The following is a 15,582-nucleotide window of genomic DNA, read 5'->3' as shown; positions in this document are numbered from 1 at the left end:
CACGCGGAGCGCTCAGTCGGCGAGCGCGCCGGCCGCCCGCCCCTCGTGCAGCGTCAGGTTGCGCCCGCTGCCCGGGTCGAACAGGTGGATCTTCTCCAGGTTGAACCACACCCGGCGGGACTCGCCCTCCCGCGCCGGCGACTCCGCCGACAACCGGGTGACCAGGCTGGAACCCGCGCCGGCGAAGTCGGCGGCGCCGGCGTCGGCGGCCAACTCCTCCAACTCGGCGGCGGTGGCCCGCTCCCCCTCCACGGTGAAGTAGACGTACTTGTCCGAGCCCATCGACTCGACGATGTCGACAGGCGCCTCGAACTCCAGGCCCCGGCGGCGGGTCTCGTCGTCGATCAGCGCGGCGTCCTCGAAGTGCTCCGGCCGGATGCCGAGGATCAGCTCGCGGGGCGCGTCACCGGCCTCCAGCTCGCGGCGGACCCGCTCGCCGATCGGCACGTCGCCCAGCGCGGTCCGCAGCTTCCCGTCCTCCACGGCGGCGTGCACGAAGTTCATCGACGGCGAGCCGATGAACCCGGCGACGAAGAGGTTGCGCGGGTGGTCGTACAGCTCCTGCGGCGGGCCGACCTGCTGCACCGCGCCGCCCCGCATGATGACCACCCGGTCGCCGAGCGTCATCGCCTCGGTCTGGTCGTGGGTCACGTAGACGGTGGTGGTGCCGAGCTGCTTCTGCAACCGGGACACCACGGTGCGCATCTGCACCCGGAGCTTGGCGTCCAGGTTGGACAACGGCTCGTCCATCAGGAACGCCTTCGGCTGGCGCACGATCGCCCGGCCCATCGCCACCCGCTGCCGCTGGCCGCCGGAGAGGTTGGCCGGCTTGCGGTCCAGCAGCGCGGTCAGCTCCAGCACCTTGGCGGCCTCGTCGACCTTCTGGTTGATGGTCTCCTTGTCCATCCTCGCCAGGCGCAGCGGGAAGGCCATGTTCTCCCGGACCGTCATGTTCGGGTAGAGCGCGTACGACTGGAAGACCATGGCGATGTCCCGGTCCCGGGGGGCCTTGTCGTTGACCCGCTCGCCGCCGATGCGCAGCTCACCGTCGCTGATGTCCTCCAGCCCGGCGATCATGTTCAGGGTGGTGGACTTCCCGCAGCCGGACGGGCCGACCAGGATGACGAACTCGCCGTCGGCGATCTCCAGGTCGACGTCCCGCACCGCGGTGGTCCCGTCCGGGAACCGCTTGCTCACCTTGTCCAGCAAGATGTCAGCCATTGTTGTCACCTATCCCTTGACTGCGCCGGAGGTCAGGCCGGAGACGATGCGGCGCTGGAAGAAGAGCACGAACAGGATGATCGGTACGGTGATCACCACGGCGGCGGCGCAGATCGCCCCGGTGGGGTCCTCGAACTGCGACTCGCCGGTGAAGAACTGGAGGGCCACCGGGACCGTGCGGGACCGCTCGGTCGAGGTGAGCGTGATCGCGAACAGGAAGTCGTTCCAGCAGAAGATGAAGACCAGGATGGCCGTGGTGAACACGCCCGGCGCGGCCAGCGGGGCGATCACCCGCCGGAACGCCTGCCCCTGGGTGGCGCCGTCCATCTTCGCCGCCTTCTCCAGGTCCCACGGGATCTGCTTGAAGAACGCCGACAGCGTGTAGATCGCCAGCGGCAGCGCGAACGTGATGTACGGCAGGATCAGGCCGGGCCAGGTGTCGAAGAGGCCGAGCTGCCGCTCGATCTCGAACAGCGGCGACACCAGCGACACCTGCGGGAACATCGCGATCAGCAGGGAGACCCCGACCAGCAGTTTCTTGCCCGGGAAGTCCAGCCGGGAGATCGCGTACGCGGCCATCGTGCCGAGCACCACCGCGATCGCGGTGGCGATCAGCGCGATGCCGATCGAGTTGACCAGGGCCCGGACGAACTGGTCGGTGTCGAAGATCGTCCGGTAGTTGTCGAGCGTCCACTCCCGCGGCCAGAAATTGCCGTCCGTGAGCGTGCCCGGGGTCTTGAACGACAGCGAGGCGATCCAGAGCACCGGCACCAGCGCGAAGACGACGACCACGACGTCCAGCACGCCCCAGCGCAGCTTCGCCCGCGTGGTGGTTTCCACGGCCATGTCAGCGCCTCTCCCCATCGTCGCTGCCGGGAGCAGCGGTGCCGAACAGCTTCACGAAGACGAACGCGATGATCGCCACGGTGATGAAGATCAGCACCGACATCGTGGAGCCGATGCCGAGGTTCAGGCCCCGGATCAGGTTGTTGTAGGCCAGCATCGACACCGACGACGTCTCGTTGCCGCCGTTGGTGAGCACGAAGATGTTGTCGAAGACCCGGAACGCGTCGAGCGTGCGGAACAGCAGCGCGACCAGGATCGCCGGCTTCATCACCGGCAGCATCACCTTGGTGAACCGCTGCCACGCCGTCGCGCCGTCGGTGGAGGCCGCCTTGAGCAGGTCCTCCGGCACCAGCGCCAGCCCGGCCATCAGCAGCAGCGCCATGAACGGGGTGGTCTTCCAGATCTCCGCCAGCATGATGATCGCCAGCGAGCTGGCCCGCTCGGTGAGCGGCGCGCTGCCGTCGAACAGGTTCGCCAGGTAACCGGTGCCCGGCGTCCAGGCGTACCGCCAGGAGAACGCCGCGACCACCGTGACGATGCCGTACGGGATCAGCGCCGCGGTGCGGACGATGCCCCGGCCGACAAGCGTCCGGTGCATGATCATCGCCAGGCCCATGCCGAGCACCAGCTCGATCGCCACGGTGACCACCGTGATCAGCATGGTCACCCCGAACGCGGTCCACCAGAAGTCGTTCGTCAGCACGGTGACGTAGTTCTCCAGCCCGACGAACTGCCGCTCGTCGGGGAACCGCAGGTCGTAGCGCTGCAACGACAGCCAGATCGAGTACAGGATCGGGTACGCGGTGACCAGCACCATGACCAGCGCGGCCGGCGCGCACAGCAGCCAGCCGAGGCGACGCTCGGCCCGCTTGTTGTCGCTCAGCGGAGCGCGGGCGCCCCGGCGGGCCCGCTGGGCGGGCACCGCGGCGTGCCTGGCGGCCGGCTGCTCCGCCTCGGCAGCGGCCTCCGCGCCGGCCGGCGTGGCGTTCACGCTCATGGCAGGACACCCTTCGACTCCAGCGCGTCGGCGATCGCCTTGCGCAGCTCGTCCGCGGTCCGCTCGGGGTTGATCCCCGAGGGCGGCGACAGGATCGCCGACATCACCGTGGAGATGCTCTGGTACGCCGGGGTCAGCGGTCGCACCGCCGGCTCCTTCAGCTCCTCCAGGATGGTCTCCTTCATCGGGTACGCCTCGGCCATCTCCGGGTCGTCGTAGACCGCCTCGATGGTCGGCGGCACGCCGTCGTTGACCGCGGAGAACTTCTGGTGCTCCGCGTCGCGGATGCACCGGGCCGCCTCGAACGACTCGGTCGGGCGCTTCGAGTACTTGCTGACCGCCAGGTTGACCCCGCCGATGGTGACCTTGCTCGGGGTGTTCGCGTCGATGCCGGGCACCCGCGCCCACTTGACGTCCTTGGCCAGCTCCGGGTTGGCCTCCTGCATCGCCGGATACACGAACGGCCAGTTGACCTGGAACGCGCCTCCGCCGGACTGGAACTCCAGCCGGACCGGGTCCTCGACCGCGTTGCTGAACGACGGTGAGGTCACGCCCGACGTGGCGAACGTCTTGAGCTGCTCCAGCGCGCGTACGGTGCCGGCGTCCATGACCGCCTTCTTGCCGTCGTCGCTGAGGATCTTGCCGCCGGCGCTCTCGGCGAGCGTGTTGTAGAGCACCACCAGGCCCTCGTACTGGGCGCCCATGGTGAGCACCCGGTAGGGCTTGTTCTGCTCCTTGAGCTGCTGGGCCGCCGAGATCATCTCGTCCCAGGTCTTCGGCGGCTGCGACACCAGGTCGGCGCGGTACCAGAGCAGTTGCACGTTGGTGTTCTTCGGCGCGGCGAAGAGCTTGTCCTCGTACTTGGCGGTGTCCAGCGGGCCGGCGAGCGTGCCCTGCTCCACCTCGGCCTTGTCCTGGCCGGTCCACTCCCGGATCCAGTCCGCGCTGGCGAACTCCTGCGTCCAGGTGACGTCCAGGCCGAGCACGTCCATGCCGCTGTCCTGCGCCGCGAGCCGTCGCACCATCTGCACCCGCTGCTCGTCGGCCTCGCGCGGCAGCACCCGGTAGCTGATCCGGTAGCGCCCCTGGGCCTGCGCGTTGCAGTCGTCGACCACCTTCTGGAGGTTCTGCTCCGGCGGGTAGTACAGGTTGATCGTCGGCGTGCCACCGTCGCCGCCGGACCCGCAGGCGGCCAGCGGGGCCACCAACGCGAGCGCGGCGGCCGCCGCCGCCGCGCGTCCGGCCGGCCGCCGTGCGGCCGTGTCGGGGACTGTCGTCATCACCCTCCCCCTCTCTTCGGCGAGAGCCGGGGAGGTCACCCGTGCCCCGGCGCACGGCGAGACGGTCGAGGCACCGGCCCTGCGCCCGACGCCCCGGGCGTTTCGTGCGGCAGAACGTGCCCGACCTGCGACGAAGCGAAACATCACGGTCACGTGACGGTGACCGCCGCGCTGCGCGCCGACCCGTCCGCCCCTAGGTTGGGGGGATGGACGCCACCTTCTTCTTCGACCCGGTCTGCCCGTGGACCTGGCGCACCTCCCGCTGGCTCGTCGCCGTCGCCCAGGCCCGCGGCCTGACCGTCGAGTGGCGGGCGTTCAGCCTGGCCATCCTCAACGGCGGGCAGATCGCCCCCGAGTACGCCGAGGCGATGGCCGCCTCCGGCCGGGTGCTGCGGCTGGTGGAGGCGCTGCGGGCGCAGGGCCGGCACGAGGACGCGGGGCGCCTCTACACCGAGCTGGGGGCACGCAGCCACGACGCCGGGGACCCGCTCGGCGACCGGACCGTCGCGGCGGCGGTGGAGGCGGCCGGTGTGACGGACGCGGCGCCCGCGCTGGACGAGGAGCGCTGGGACGAGGCGGTCCGCGAGTCGCACGCGCTGGCGTACGCCTCGGCCGGCCCGGACATCGGCTCGCCGGTGCTCATGGTGCCGGACGCCGGCCGGGGCATCCACGGGCCGATCATCACCGAGGTCCCGGGCACCGAGGACGCGCTTGTCATCTGGGACTCGATGCTGCCGCTGCTGCGCCTGGACACGTTCCACGAGCTCAAGCGCGCCCGCCGCTGATGCGTTTTACGCGTTGTACGCTGAGCGGGTGACGGAGCGGGAGTACGCGTGGACCGACGCCGGCAAGGCCAGCGCGGCCCGGCACGACGTGTCCGAGCAGGAGGCGATCGACGCGCTCTATTCCCCGCAGCGGATCGAGAACCACATCGGGACGCTCCTTCTCGCCGTCGCCGGCCTGGCCGAGAGCGCCCGGGTGGTCATGGTGCTCTGCGAACGGATCGGAAAGGTCAGCAGTTACGCGATCCTGGCCGTGCGCCCCGCCACGCCCGATGAGGTCAAGCAGTGGATGGAGGGAACGCGATGAGCGCTGGCCGTGATCCGCGGGCGATGAGCCGCGAGGAGTTGGTCGCCTACTTCGACCGGGGCGGCGACATCTCCGAGTTGCTGCGGGACGCGACCCGGGGGCCCGACCTCGGGCCGACGCCCGCGCCGGAGAGCGTCCCGATGGTGGTGACCGGAGTCAGGCTTCCCTCGACGATCGTCCGGCAGCTCGACGAACTCGCCGGCAACGACAAGGGCGGCCGGTCCGGTCTCATCCGCCGGGCGATCGACGAGTACCTGGCCCGACACGCCGGTGAGGCGGCCTGAGCCGCGTCCCACCAGGTGAACGGCGAGACTACCGGGCGGGACGGGGCTGGACTAGCGTTTCCCTCACTCCGTGGCCCCGCGCGTCGCCACCGTTGTCGACCCGCCGCCGGCTGTCCCCCACAGCCTGCTCGATCGGTGGGTTCTCCCGGGAACCGCCGCCCCCGTGCGTGCCGGTTGGGCAGGATTCGCCCCGAGGAGGTGCCGTCGTGCAGGACACCCGCGCTCTCGCCCTGTCGTTCGAGGTGAGCGGCCTGCCCCCGGTCAAGACCGAGGCCCTGTCCATCTTCGCCGCCGGACACCGGCAGGCGACGAGGGTCCGCACCCTGCTCCAGGCCGCCTGCACGGCGGCCCAGCGCACCGGGTGGACCCCGCTCGCCGGGCCGGTCGAGGTGGACCTGACCCTGCGCTGCCCGCCCGGGCACCGGACCTCCGACGCCAGCACCCTGCTGGGCGGGGTGTGCGCGGTGCTCCAGGACAAGAAGCGGGTGTCCACCATCGGCCTCGCCCACCTCGGGGTGCTGGTCGACGTCGCGCTCTGGTCCGACGACCGGCAGATCCGCCGGCTGTCGTACGCCGAGGAGCCGGCGGAGGACTTCTCGTACCTGGTCCGGGTGGCGGCCGTACCGACGATGGTTTGACCGACGGACGCGGTGGGGTACCGCGGACGCCGACGAAGGGAGCGCCGATGTCGGAGCCACATGTCACGCTCGACCCGAGCGGGCTCGATCCGGTGCAGCAGAAGCTGCGCGGCCCGTTGGAGGATCAGCTGACCTCGGCCCTGCAGGCGGCCACCGAACGGATCCGCGCCGGCTACGCGGGCGAGCCCGTGGAGGACGTCTGCCGGCGGCTGCTCGACGAGACCCGGTCCGGCCTGCACCCCGACATCGCGGCCGGGTTCCAGCCGGACATGGACGAGTTCTGTCGGGTGGCGGTGGCGATCGTCCGGGGCGAGACCGGCTGACCACCGGCCCGCGCCGGCCCCGACCCGGGCGGCGCGGGCCGGTGGTCAGCCGCGCCGGACGTCGACGGAGACGACGTGGGCGCCGTCCGGGCGGGTGGACTCACCCAACCGCACCGGCAGCCGTGCGCCGTCCGGAGGACGCAGGCCGAGCCCGAAGCTCAGGTGCCCCTCGAAGTCGCCGGCCGCAGCCCAGCCGAGCAGCGTCGGGTAGCCGACCGCGGCCGGCGGCACGTCGGCGGTCCGGCCACCCCGCGCGTCGTGTGCCTGCGCCGGGAAGAACCGCACCGACAGGTAGCTCGTGCCGGGCAACTCGACCGGGGCGCCGCGCCCCTCGGTCACCACCTGCGGCACGTACCCGACCCGGTAGGACGGGGTGGGCCCGCGGAACGCGAACGTGATCCGGCTGAACCCCTCGGCGGGGTGGTCGCCGACCTGCACCGACACCAGGACGGGCAACGACGCGCCGGGCGCCGCGGTGACCGGTACCCGCACCGGGTGGGTGATCCGGGCGGACGTGCCGGGGACCCCCCAGCCCCAGGTCACCCGCCAGGGCCCGGCGGTCCCCTGGTCGGTCGACGTCGGTCGGGTGGCGGCCGGGGGCGGTGCGGCGGCCGTCGTGGCGGCCGGGGCCGATGTGCTGGCCGGGGCGGTGGTCGGTGGCGCCGGGGGCGCGCCGTCGTGGCCGGTCGTCGTGCAGGCCGCCGCGAGCAGCACGACCAGGCCGGCGAGCAGCGGTACGCGCTGGAGAGTCATGGTTCAGTGTCGCTCCGTGACCGGCCGGCGCACCAGGGGTGTGCCGCAGCGGCCCGGACGGGTCAGGACCGGGTCCGCAACTCCCCGGCCCTGACCCCGGTCGTCCGGAAGTGGTAACGGCGCACGCCGCGGGAACACGGCGGGTGCGGCACGACGCCCACGCCGGGCTCCAGACGGCGAGCCGCTCTGCCCGCACTCAGCTCCACGGTGCTCTTACCACCGGACTCCGGTGCGCCCCCGACTCACCCCGACGAGGCGTGGACGCCGGCTCAGGTTAGGCGCGTCCGCGCAGGTCGGACAAGCTTCGACCGGGGCGGACGGTTGTGATTGATGTCTATGTCGAAACGCGGCATGTCGACGTAACGGGGTCAGCCGGGCCGACGCTGTTCGTCTTCGAGACGCCGGGCGCGTTCGGCCCCGCGAACCGGCGCGGACCGGGCCGCCGCCGCGCCGGCGATGAGCGCCAGCCCGCCGACGTGGAGCACGCGTACGCCGGCCGGCCCCGGCACGGTGGCCGCCGGCAATCCGGGCAGCAACAGCGCCCCCAGGCCGGTGACCGTCAGGGCGACCCGCCAGAACACCAGCGGGTTCGCGGCCGGGGCGGGCGGGGGTTCGCCGTCGAAGATCTCGCCGTCGCGGGCCGCGCGGATCGCCAGCGCCACCACCAGCAGTCCGCCGCCACCACTGGCGAACACGTCCGCGAACTGGAACCAGTACAGCCCGGTCAGGCCGTGGAAGTCGGCGATGCCGATCAGCCGCGGCAGCCGCTCGCTGTGGCTGACCCGGTCCCACCCGACGTGGCTGAACGCGCCGATCAGCGCGGAACAGACCGTGACCTGCCAGGGATGCCGTACGCCGGCCAGCCCGACGTACCGGGGCCAGCCGAACAGCCGGGGCGCGGGCAGGTGCACGGCGATGCCGGCGACCACCCGGCGGGCGATCCAGGCGTACCCGAGGGCGACCGGCAGGCACCACCAGAGCAGCCCGCCGAGCGTGTGGGTGCGCATCCCGAGGTCGAACCGGGTGCCGGTGAACAGGTAGCCGACGTCCGGCGCGACCGCGCCGGTGGCCAACGCCACCCCGTCGAACCAGCGCGGCCGCCACAACTTCAGCGGCAGCACCGGGGCCAGGTGCGACGGGAACGTGAGCGGCACGTTCCGGACGTTACCGGCCGGCTCAGAAGTGCCGGGCCAGGTCGGGAAAGGCGGCGAGTCGGATCACCCCGGGGTCGGACGGGTCCAGCTCGTCGTGCTCCAGCACCCAGGTGTTCTCGTTCGGGATGAAGACCGCGTTCATGCCGGCGGCCCGCGCCGGCAGGATGTCCGAGCGCGGCGAGTTGCCGATCATCCAGGCGACCGCCGGGTCGAACGCGTGCTCGCGGGCCAGCCAACGGTATGTGGTGACGTCCTTCTCCGGCACGATGTGCGCCGCCCGGAAGTGGTGCAGCAGCCCGCAGGCGTCGAGCTTGCGCTGCTGCTCCTCGCGCTCGCCCTTGGTGAGCAGCAGCAACTCGTGGCGGGTGGCGAGGTCGTCGAGCGTCTCCGCCACGCCCGGCATCAGCTCGACCTGGTGGCCGACGAGCGCGGCGGCGAGCTGCTCGATCTCGCGGCGTTCCCGTTCGGTGGCGGGGCGCTCCCGCAGCTTCGCCAGGCACTCGCCGAGACTGCGCAGGAAGACCTTGCTCCCGTAGCCGTGCGCGACCGCGTTGGCCCGTTCCACGTCGTCGAGCACGGCCCGGAGCTGCGTCCGGTCCAGCGTCGGGTGGTCCAACCAGGTGAGGAAATCCTCGATCACGCGCTCGAACAGGACGTTGTTCTCCCAGAGCGTGTCGTCGGCGTCGAAGACCAGCACCGATCGCATCGCACCTCCCCCGTCGCGGCCCCGCACACCGTACTACTGGAAGGCGGGGGCCCCGCTTAACGTTTTTGGTAGAGGCGGGGCCCCCGCTCAACGCCGGAGTGTTAAGCGGGGCCCCCGCCTTACCGCCGGACGGACCGCGCGGACCGGCCGATCGTCGACCGGCGCGGAGCGGCTGCCCGACTGTGGATCGCCTGCTCCGGCGGGATGCTTCGACCATGACTCCCGCACCCGCCCCACCACCTCCGCAGCGGGCCCGACGCCGGCGAGTCGCGGCCATCGCCGTGGTGACCGCGCTCGCCACCACCGCCGGCGCCCTCCCCCCGGCTCCGGCCCTCGCCGTCAACGCCACGCACACCACCGTGGTCAGCGCCCGGCCGGCGGCCTGGACGCCGCACGCGCTCGACGGCACCGTGTACCGGATCCTCCAGATCGGCGACCGGGTCTACCTGGCCGGCTCGTTCACCAAGGTGCGCAACGCGAACACCACCGCGCAGCTCGCGATGCCCCGGCTGGTGGCGTTCCACGCCGACACCGGCCGGATCGACACCGCGTTCAAGCCGGTGGTCAACGGCACGGTCAAGGCGCTCGCCGCCTCGGCGGACGGCCGCTCGCTCTATCTCGGCGGCGCGTTCACCACGGTCAACGGCGTGGCCGCGCCGCGGGTGGCCCGGATCGACGCGGCCACCGGCGCGCGCGTCGCCGGGTTCGCCCCGGCTGCGCTCAACAACCAGGTCAACGACATGCGGCTGGTCGGCAACCGGCTGCTCGTGGGCGGCGCGTTCCAGACCGTGGGCGGGGTGACCCGGCGCGGCCTGGCCGCCCTGAACGCGACCACCGGCGCCGCCGACGCCTCGGTCGACCTGCGGCTGGACGGCGCGCGGGTCACCTCCTCCGGGGCCACCTCGCCGGTCAAGGTGGAGGCGCTGGACGTCTCCGCCGACGGCGGCCGACTGGTCTTCGCCGGCAACTTCAGCACCGTGTCCGGCGCGGCACGGCACCAGCTCGCGGTGGCCGACCTGAGCGCCACCGGCGCCACGCTCTCCGGCTGGGCCACCACGCGCTACCAACCGCAGTGCGCCAAGACGATGCCGGCCTACCTGCGCGGGGTGGACATCTCGCCGGACGGCGCCTGGTTCGCGGTGGTCACCACCGGCGGCCCGTTCCCCGGGACGCTCTGCGACACCGCGGCGCGTTTCGAGTTCGGCGCCGCCACCGCGGGCAAGCAGCCGACCTGGGCCAACCACACCGGCGGCGACACGCTGCTGTCGGTGGCGGTGACCGGCGCGGCGGTCTACGTCGGCGGCCACCAGCGCTGGCTGGACAACCCGTCGGGGCGCAACTCCGCCGGCCCCGGCGCGGTGTCCCGGCCCGGCGTCGGGGCGATCCACCCGACCACCGGCAAGGCGCTGGCGTGGAACCCGACCAAGGACCGTGGGGTCGGCACCGCCGAGCTGTACGCCACCGACCGCGGCCTGTGGGTCGGCAGCGACACGGTGACCGTGGCCGGCGAGTACCACGCCCGGGTGGCGTTCTTCCCGCTGGCCTGACCGGGCCGGGACAACGGCGCGGGCTCAGCGGCGCAGCGTGAGGATCAGGTCGGCGACAAGCGCCGTCCACCCGGTCTGGTGCCACGCGCCGAGCCCCGCGCCGTTGTCCCCGTGGAAGTACTCCGGGAAGCAGATCAGGTCCCGCCAGTCCGGGTGGGTCTGGAACAACTGCGCCGCGCCGTAGATCGGTCGCCGCCCCCACCCGTCCCGGGTGAACAGCGAGATCAGCCGCGCCGACAGGTCGTCGGCGATCTCGTCCAGCGTCCGCTTGACCCCCGACCGGGTCGGGTACTCGACCTGGAGGTTGTCGCCGAAGAACGCGGCGTGGTCGCGCAACGCGGTGATCAGCAGGAAGTTCGTCGGCATCCAGATCGGGCCGCGCCAGTTCGAGTTGCCGCCGAACAGGCCGCTGGTCGACTCGGCCGGCTCGTAGCCGACGCTGAACTCCTGCCCGCCGAGCGTGACCGTGAACGGCTTGTCCAGGTGGGCGCGGGACAGCGTGCGCAGGCCGTACTCGGAGAGGAACTCGTCGGTGTCGAGCATCCGGGCCAGCAGCCGCACCACCTGCTCCGGGCCCACCATGGACAGCAGCCGCTGCTGGGTACCGTCCGGGCCGAGCCGGCGGGCGCCGATCACGTCCGCGTACTCGGGGCGGTTGGTGAGGAACCAGCGCAGCCGGGCGTTCAGCTCGGGCAGGCGGCGCATGGTGCGCGTGGTGAGCCTGGTGACCGCGGCCAGCGGCAGCAGGCCGACCACCGAGCGGACCTTCAGCGGCACCTGCGTGCCGTCGGCCAGCCGCAGCACGTCGTAGAAGAACGCGTCCTCGGCGTCCCAGAGCCCCTGGGAGTACGCCGCCGCGGCGATGTACGCGAAGTGCTCGAAGAACTTCGTCGCGGTGTCCACGTACGCGCGGTCGTGCTCGGCCAGCACGATGGCCATGTCGAGCAGGTTGAGCGCGTACATGGCCATCCAGCCGGTGCCGTCGGACTGCTCCAGCGTGCCGGCCACCGGCAGCGCGGCCGAACGGTCGAACGGGCCGACGTTGTCCAGCCCCAGGAAGCCGCCCTCGAACACGTTGTTGCCGCCGGTGTCCTTGCGGTTGACCCACCAGGTGAAGTTGAGCAGCAGCTTCTGCATCACCCGGGCGAGGAAGTCGTGGTCCCGGGCGCCGTCGATCTCGAAGACCTTCAACGCGGCCCAGGCGTGCACCGGCGGGTTCACGTCGCCGAACGCCCACTCGTACGCCGGGATCTGCCCGTTCGGGTGCAGGTACCACTCGCGGAGCAGGAGCAGGAGCTGCTCCTTGGCGAACCCGGGGTCGACGCGGGCGATGGTGACGCAGTGGAAGGCCAGGTCCCAGGCCGCGTACCAGGGATATTCCCACGGGTCCGGCATGGAGAACACGTCGAAGCTGGTCATGTGCCACCAGGCGCTGTTGCGCCCGTGCCGCCGGCCGGCCGGCGGCGGCGCCGAGCCCGGATCGCCCTCCAGCCACCGCTTGACGTCGAAGTGGTAGAACTGCTTGCCCCACATCAGCCCGGCGATGGCCTGGCGGGCGACAAGCGCCTCGTCGGCGGTCGCCGCGGCCGGGATGACGCTGTCGAAGAACCGGTTCGCCTCGGCGCGCCGGGCCCAGAGCACGGTGTCGAACCCGTCGCCCAGGTCGGCCGGGGCGGGCGGGTCGCCCGCCGGGGGCGGCGCGGTGCGGGTCAGCCGCAGCCGGATCCGCCGCTGCTCGCCGGCCGGCACGTCCAGCAAGTAGTGCAGCGCGCCCTTGGTGCCGACCCGCTCCGGGTTGACGGTGGCGGCGCCGGCCACCACGTGGTCGTTGATCCCGTCCTTCGGGTACGCCGACCGCCCGCGCAGCCCCCACAGCCGCTCGGCGTTGGTCTCGTTGTCGCACAACAGCGGCGTCGGGTCGCCGTCGCCCTCCAGCAGCACCTGGCCGAGCACCCAGTGCTCGCCGACCAGCCGGGAACCGGCGCCGCGCAGCTCGGGGACCCGGTCGGCGCCCGGCAGGCCCCACGCCCAGGTGTTACGGAACCAGAGCGTCGGCAGCACGTGCAGGGTGGCGTCCTCGTCGCCCCGGTTGGCCACGGTGACCAGGATGCACATGTCGGTCGGGGACGCCTTGGCGTAGTCGACGGTGACCGCCCAGTACCGGTCGTCGTCGAAGATGCCGGTGTCCACCAGTTCGTACTCGGTGTCGTCCCGGCCACGCAGCGCGTTCACCGCGACCAGCTCGTCGTACGGGAAGGCGGCCTGCGGGTAGTGGTACCGCCAGCGCATCCAGGAGTGCGTCGGCGTGCTGTCCAGATACCACCAGTAGTCCTTGGCGTCCTCGCCGTGGTTGCCGCCGTCGCCGCCGAGGCCGAACATCCGTTCCTTGAGGATCGGGTCGCGTCCGTTCCACAGCGCCAGCGCGAAGCAGAACGTCTGCCGGTCGTCGCAGACGCCCGCCATGCCGTCCTCGTTCCACCGGTAGGCTCGGGACCGCGCATGATCGTGGGGAAAGTAGTCCCAGGCCGTGCCGTGCTCGCTGTAGTCCTCCCGTACCGTCCCCCACGCCCGTTCGGACAGATAGGGGCCCCATGCGCGCCAGTCCTGCTCCCCGGCATCGGCCTGGGCGAGCCGGTGCCGCTCGGGGTCGGGGGTCGCGGAGGTCGGGCGGTCGGTGATCACCCGCACATCTTCGACGCCGCCGGAGTACTTCTCCACAGCGGCCATTGTCGTCGTGGCCTGTCACACCTCGCTGCCGGTGGAGGAAAGTTGATCGACATTCGTTTCGGCCCGCAGCTCTGCGGGACGCTGTCCGCCGCCGCCGGGCGGGAATGGCTGGTCACGGACGGGCGCGGCGGCTATGCCACGGGCACCGTGGCCGGGCTGCGCACCCGGCGGTACCACGGTCTGCTGGTGGTGCCCGGCCAGACACCGGCGTCCCGCAAAGTGGGACTCGTGAGCCTCGACCCGGCGGTGACGCTGCCGTCCGGTCGCCAGGTCCGGCTCGGCGCGCACGAGTGGAACTCCGGCGTGGTCGACCCGCGCGGCTTCGAGTTGCTGGAACGCTTCGACCTCACCGACGGGGTGCCGCGCTGGCGGTGGCGCATCGGCGACGTGGTGATCGAGCGGGAAGTCGCCATGACGTACGGCCGGTCCTGCGTCGCCGTGGTCCACCGGCTGGTCTCCGGCGGTCCGGTCCGGCTGGACCTGGCCGCGGCCTGCACCTGGCGGGACGCGCACGGCGAGCGACGGGCCGACGGTCCCGTCCCCCGGCTGGAGCCGGTGGCCGGCGGCGCGGTGGTCGAGGGCGCGTTCCGGCTCGCCGGGCCGGACTGGACCCCGGAGGGCCAGTGGTGGCTCGGCGTCCACCACCGGGCGGAGGCCGCCCGCGGCCTCAATCCCGACGAGGACCTCTGGTACGCGGGCCGGTTCTCCGGCGCGCTCGACGAGCCCGGCGCGACGGTGACGGTGCTGGCCTGGGCGGACGACCTGGCCGAGGAGCCGCCACCGGCGACCGCCGTGGTCGAGGCGGCCCGGCGGCGCAGCCGGGCGGTGGTGGCCGCCGCGAAGCCCGCCGACGCGGTCGAGGCGACGCTGGCGCTGGCCGCCGACGCGTTCGTGGTCCGCACCGCCACCGGCCCGGACGTGGTGGCCGGCTACCCCTGGTTCGGCGCCTGGTCGCGGGACACGATGATCTCCTACGAGGGGTTGTTCCTCTGCGCCAACCGGGCCGACGAGGGCCGGGAGCTGCTGCGCGCGTACGCGGGCACGCTGAGCGAGGGCATGTTGGCGAACACCGCCGACACCGGCCGGGTCGAGCACAACACGGTCGACGCCACGCTCTGGTTCCTGCACGCGGTGAGCCGGCACGTCACGGTCACCGGCGACACCGACCTCGGCGACGAGTTGCTGCCCGCGCTGCACGGCGTGGTCGAGGCGCACGTCGCCGGCACCCGCTACGGCATCGGCGTCGACCCCGCCGACGGGCTGCTCACCCAGGGCGGCCCGCCGGACGTGGCGCTGACCTGGATGGACGCCCGCGTGTACGGGGTGCCGGTGACCCCGCGTACCGGCAAGCCGGTCGAGGTGAACGCGCTGTGGATCAACGGGCTGGCCGGGCTCGCCGAGTTGACCGAGCTGGCCGGCCGGGACGCCGGCGCGCTGTGGACGCTGCACTCCCGGGCCGCCACGTCGTTCCGCGACCGGTTTCCCGCGCCGGCCGGCTGGCTGCACGACGTGGTGGACGCGCCGGCGCCCGCGTACCCGCTCGGCGGCGCCCCGCACCACGACGACGACCTGCTGCGCCCCAACCAGCTCCTCGCCTGGTCGCTGCCGTTCGCGCCGCTGGAGCCGGACGAGGCCACGCTGCGCCGGCTCACCGAGGCGTTGTTCACCCCGCTCGGGCCGCGCAGCCTCGCCCCCGACTCCCCCGGCTTCACCCACCGGCACCGGGGCGGCCCGGCCGAGCGGGACTCCGGCTACCACCAGGGCACGGTCTGGCCGTGGTTGACCGGGCCGCTGCTCGACGCGTACCGGAAGGCGGGCCTGCCCACCGCGGACCTGCTGGTCGGGCTGGACGGGCACCTGGTCGAGGACGGCCTGGGTTCGGTGAGCGAGACCGCCGACGGCGCGGCCCCGCACACCGCCACCGGCTGCCCGTTCCAGGCCTGGTCGGTGGCGGAGCTGCTGCGCGCGCGGCGGATGCGCCGGTAACGCGTTACAGACCGGCAACCGGCGCGTCTCC

Annotated in this window: 15 protein-coding genes; 7 read left to right on the top strand and 8 right to left on the bottom strand. The window is 72.6% G+C overall.

All coding sequences use genetic code 11. The features are described 5' to 3' along the window. Positions 1–12 precede the first annotated feature (12 nt). Genes ACLQ2W_RS25170 through ACLQ2W_RS25155 form a run of 4 tightly spaced genes read right to left on the bottom strand, consistent with a single transcriptional unit; the run spans position 13 to position 4,344 of the window. Positions 13–1,221: an ABC transporter ATP-binding protein gene (locus ACLQ2W_RS25170; RefSeq protein WP_425789182.1), complete on the bottom strand. Its 1,209-nt coding sequence runs from the start codon at positions 1,219–1,221 to the stop codon at positions 13–15. 9 nt (positions 1,222–1,230) lie between these two features. Further along, complete coding sequence (locus ACLQ2W_RS25165) at positions 1,231–2,067, bottom strand: carbohydrate ABC transporter permease (protein ID WP_281938826.1); 837 nt, start codon at positions 2,065–2,067, stop codon at positions 1,231–1,233. A gap of 1 nt (position 2,068) precedes the next feature. Next, positions 2,069–3,064, bottom strand: coding sequence for a carbohydrate ABC transporter permease (locus tag ACLQ2W_RS25160; protein ID WP_107156912.1), 996 nt, complete (start codon positions 3,062–3,064; stop codon positions 2,069–2,071). Further along, a complete protein-coding gene (locus tag ACLQ2W_RS25155; RefSeq protein WP_425789179.1) occupies positions 3,061–4,344 on the bottom strand; it encodes an ABC transporter substrate-binding protein in 1,284 nt (427 codons plus the stop codon). Before ACLQ2W_RS25155 ends, ACLQ2W_RS25160 begins: the two co-directional genes overlap by 4 nt. Positions 4,345–4,550: 206 nt before the next feature. On the opposite strand from ACLQ2W_RS25155, the gene ACLQ2W_RS25150 reads away from it, so the two are divergent. The 5 genes from ACLQ2W_RS25150 to ACLQ2W_RS25130 all read left to right on the top strand — a co-directional run bounded on the left by ACLQ2W_RS25150 (position 4,551) and on the right by ACLQ2W_RS25130 (position 6,678). After that, complete coding sequence (locus ACLQ2W_RS25150; RefSeq protein WP_425789177.1) at positions 4,551–5,129, top strand: DsbA family protein; 579 nt, start codon at positions 4,551–4,553, stop codon at positions 5,127–5,129. Between the two features lie 28 nt (positions 5,130–5,157). Then, a complete protein-coding gene (locus tag ACLQ2W_RS25145) occupies positions 5,158–5,433 on the top strand; it encodes a hypothetical protein (protein WP_281938818.1) in 276 nt (91 codons plus the stop codon). Then, positions 5,430–5,717 carry a ribbon-helix-helix domain-containing protein gene (locus tag ACLQ2W_RS25140; protein ID WP_107156908.1) on the top strand — a complete coding sequence of 96 codons (288 nt, stop codon included), beginning with the start codon at positions 5,430–5,432 and terminating at the stop codon, positions 5,715–5,717. Before ACLQ2W_RS25145 ends, ACLQ2W_RS25140 begins: the two co-directional genes overlap by 4 nt. Positions 5,718–5,923: 206 nt before the next feature. Next, complete coding sequence (locus ACLQ2W_RS25135; RefSeq protein ID WP_107156907.1) at positions 5,924–6,355, top strand: hypothetical protein; 432 nt, start codon at positions 5,924–5,926, stop codon at positions 6,353–6,355. Positions 6,356–6,402: 47 nt separating this feature from the next. Further along, the gene (locus ACLQ2W_RS25130) at positions 6,403–6,678 is read left to right on the top strand and encodes a hypothetical protein (protein WP_405090278.1); all 276 of its coding nucleotides are present in this window, start codon (positions 6,403–6,405) and stop codon (positions 6,676–6,678) included. 45 nt (positions 6,679–6,723) lie between these two features. Here ACLQ2W_RS25130 and ACLQ2W_RS25125 read toward each other — a convergent pair whose 3' ends face one another. The 3 genes from ACLQ2W_RS25125 to ACLQ2W_RS25115 all read right to left on the bottom strand — a co-directional run bounded on the left by ACLQ2W_RS25125 (position 6,724) and on the right by ACLQ2W_RS25115 (position 9,291). Then, a complete protein-coding gene (locus ACLQ2W_RS25125; protein ID WP_425789174.1) occupies positions 6,724–7,431 on the bottom strand; it encodes an AMIN-like domain-containing (lipo)protein in 708 nt (235 codons plus the stop codon). Between the two features lie 368 nt (positions 7,432–7,799). Then, a complete protein-coding gene (locus ACLQ2W_RS25120) occupies positions 7,800–8,585 on the bottom strand; it encodes a DUF4184 family protein (RefSeq protein WP_425789172.1) in 786 nt (261 codons plus the stop codon). Positions 8,586–8,607: 22 nt separating this feature from the next. After that, entirely contained in the window at positions 8,608–9,291 is a 684-nt protein-coding gene (locus ACLQ2W_RS25115) for an HAD family hydrolase (RefSeq protein WP_425789170.1), read from the bottom strand. A gap of 215 nt (positions 9,292–9,506) precedes the next feature. Here ACLQ2W_RS25115 and ACLQ2W_RS25110 point away from each other — a divergent pair, with 215 nt between their 5' ends. Further along, positions 9,507–10,838 (top strand): hypothetical protein, encoded by a 1,332-nt coding sequence (locus ACLQ2W_RS25110; RefSeq protein ID WP_425789168.1) that lies wholly within the window; start codon positions 9,507–9,509, stop codon positions 10,836–10,838. Positions 10,839–10,862: 24 nt separating this feature from the next. Here ACLQ2W_RS25110 and ACLQ2W_RS25105 read toward each other — a convergent pair whose 3' ends face one another. After that, complete coding sequence (locus ACLQ2W_RS25105) at positions 10,863–13,565, bottom strand: MGH1-like glycoside hydrolase domain-containing protein (protein ID WP_425789166.1); 2,703 nt, start codon at positions 13,563–13,565, stop codon at positions 10,863–10,865. Positions 13,566–13,607: 42 nt separating this feature from the next. Between ACLQ2W_RS25105 and ACLQ2W_RS25100 the strand changes: the two genes are divergently transcribed. Next, a complete protein-coding gene (locus ACLQ2W_RS25100) occupies positions 13,608–15,551 on the top strand; it encodes an amylo-alpha-1,6-glucosidase (protein ID WP_425789164.1) in 1,944 nt (647 codons plus the stop codon). Positions 15,552–15,582: the final 31 nt, after the last annotated feature.

The organism is Micromonospora sp. DT227, assembly GCF_049841835.1.
Taxonomy (GTDB): domain Bacteria; phylum Actinomycetota; class Actinomycetes; order Mycobacteriales; family Micromonosporaceae; genus Micromonospora.
This window is presented reverse-complemented; position numbering and strand designations above follow the sequence as displayed.

Bases quoted from the DNA above. Each gene is read 5' to 3' on its own strand.
- ACLQ2W_RS25130 (WP_405090278.1), top strand. From the start codon at position 6,403: ATGTCGGAGCCACATGTCACGCTCGACCCGAGCGGGCTCGATCCGGTG.
- ACLQ2W_RS25150 (WP_425789177.1), top strand. From the start codon at position 4,551: ATGGACGCCACCTTCTTCTTCGACCCGGTCTGCCCGTGGACCTGGCGC.
- ACLQ2W_RS25155 (WP_425789179.1), bottom strand. From the start codon at position 4,344: ATGACGACAGTCCCCGACACGGCCGCACGGCGGCCGGCCGGACGCGCG.
- ACLQ2W_RS25105 (WP_425789166.1), bottom strand. From the start codon at position 13,565: ATGGCCGCTGTGGAGAAGTACTCCGGCGGCGTCGAAGATGTGCGGGTG.
- ACLQ2W_RS25160 (WP_107156912.1), bottom strand. From the start codon at position 3,064: ATGAGCGTGAACGCCACGCCGGCCGGCGCGGAGGCCGCTGCCGAGGCG.
- ACLQ2W_RS25165 (WP_281938826.1), bottom strand. From the start codon at position 2,067: ATGGCCGTGGAAACCACCACGCGGGCGAAGCTGCGCTGGGGCGTGCTG.
- ACLQ2W_RS25115 (WP_425789170.1), bottom strand. From the start codon at position 9,291: ATGCGATCGGTGCTGGTCTTCGACGCCGACGACACGCTCTGGGAGAAC.
- ACLQ2W_RS25125 (WP_425789174.1), bottom strand. From the start codon at position 7,431: ATGACTCTCCAGCGCGTACCGCTGCTCGCCGGCCTGGTCGTGCTGCTC.
- ACLQ2W_RS25170 (WP_425789182.1), bottom strand. From the start codon at position 1,221: ATGGCTGACATCTTGCTGGACAAGGTGAGCAAGCGGTTCCCGGACGGG.
- ACLQ2W_RS25110 (WP_425789168.1), top strand. From the start codon at position 9,507: ATGACTCCCGCACCCGCCCCACCACCTCCGCAGCGGGCCCGACGCCGG.
- ACLQ2W_RS25140 (WP_107156908.1), top strand. From the start codon at position 5,430: ATGAGCGCTGGCCGTGATCCGCGGGCGATGAGCCGCGAGGAGTTGGTC.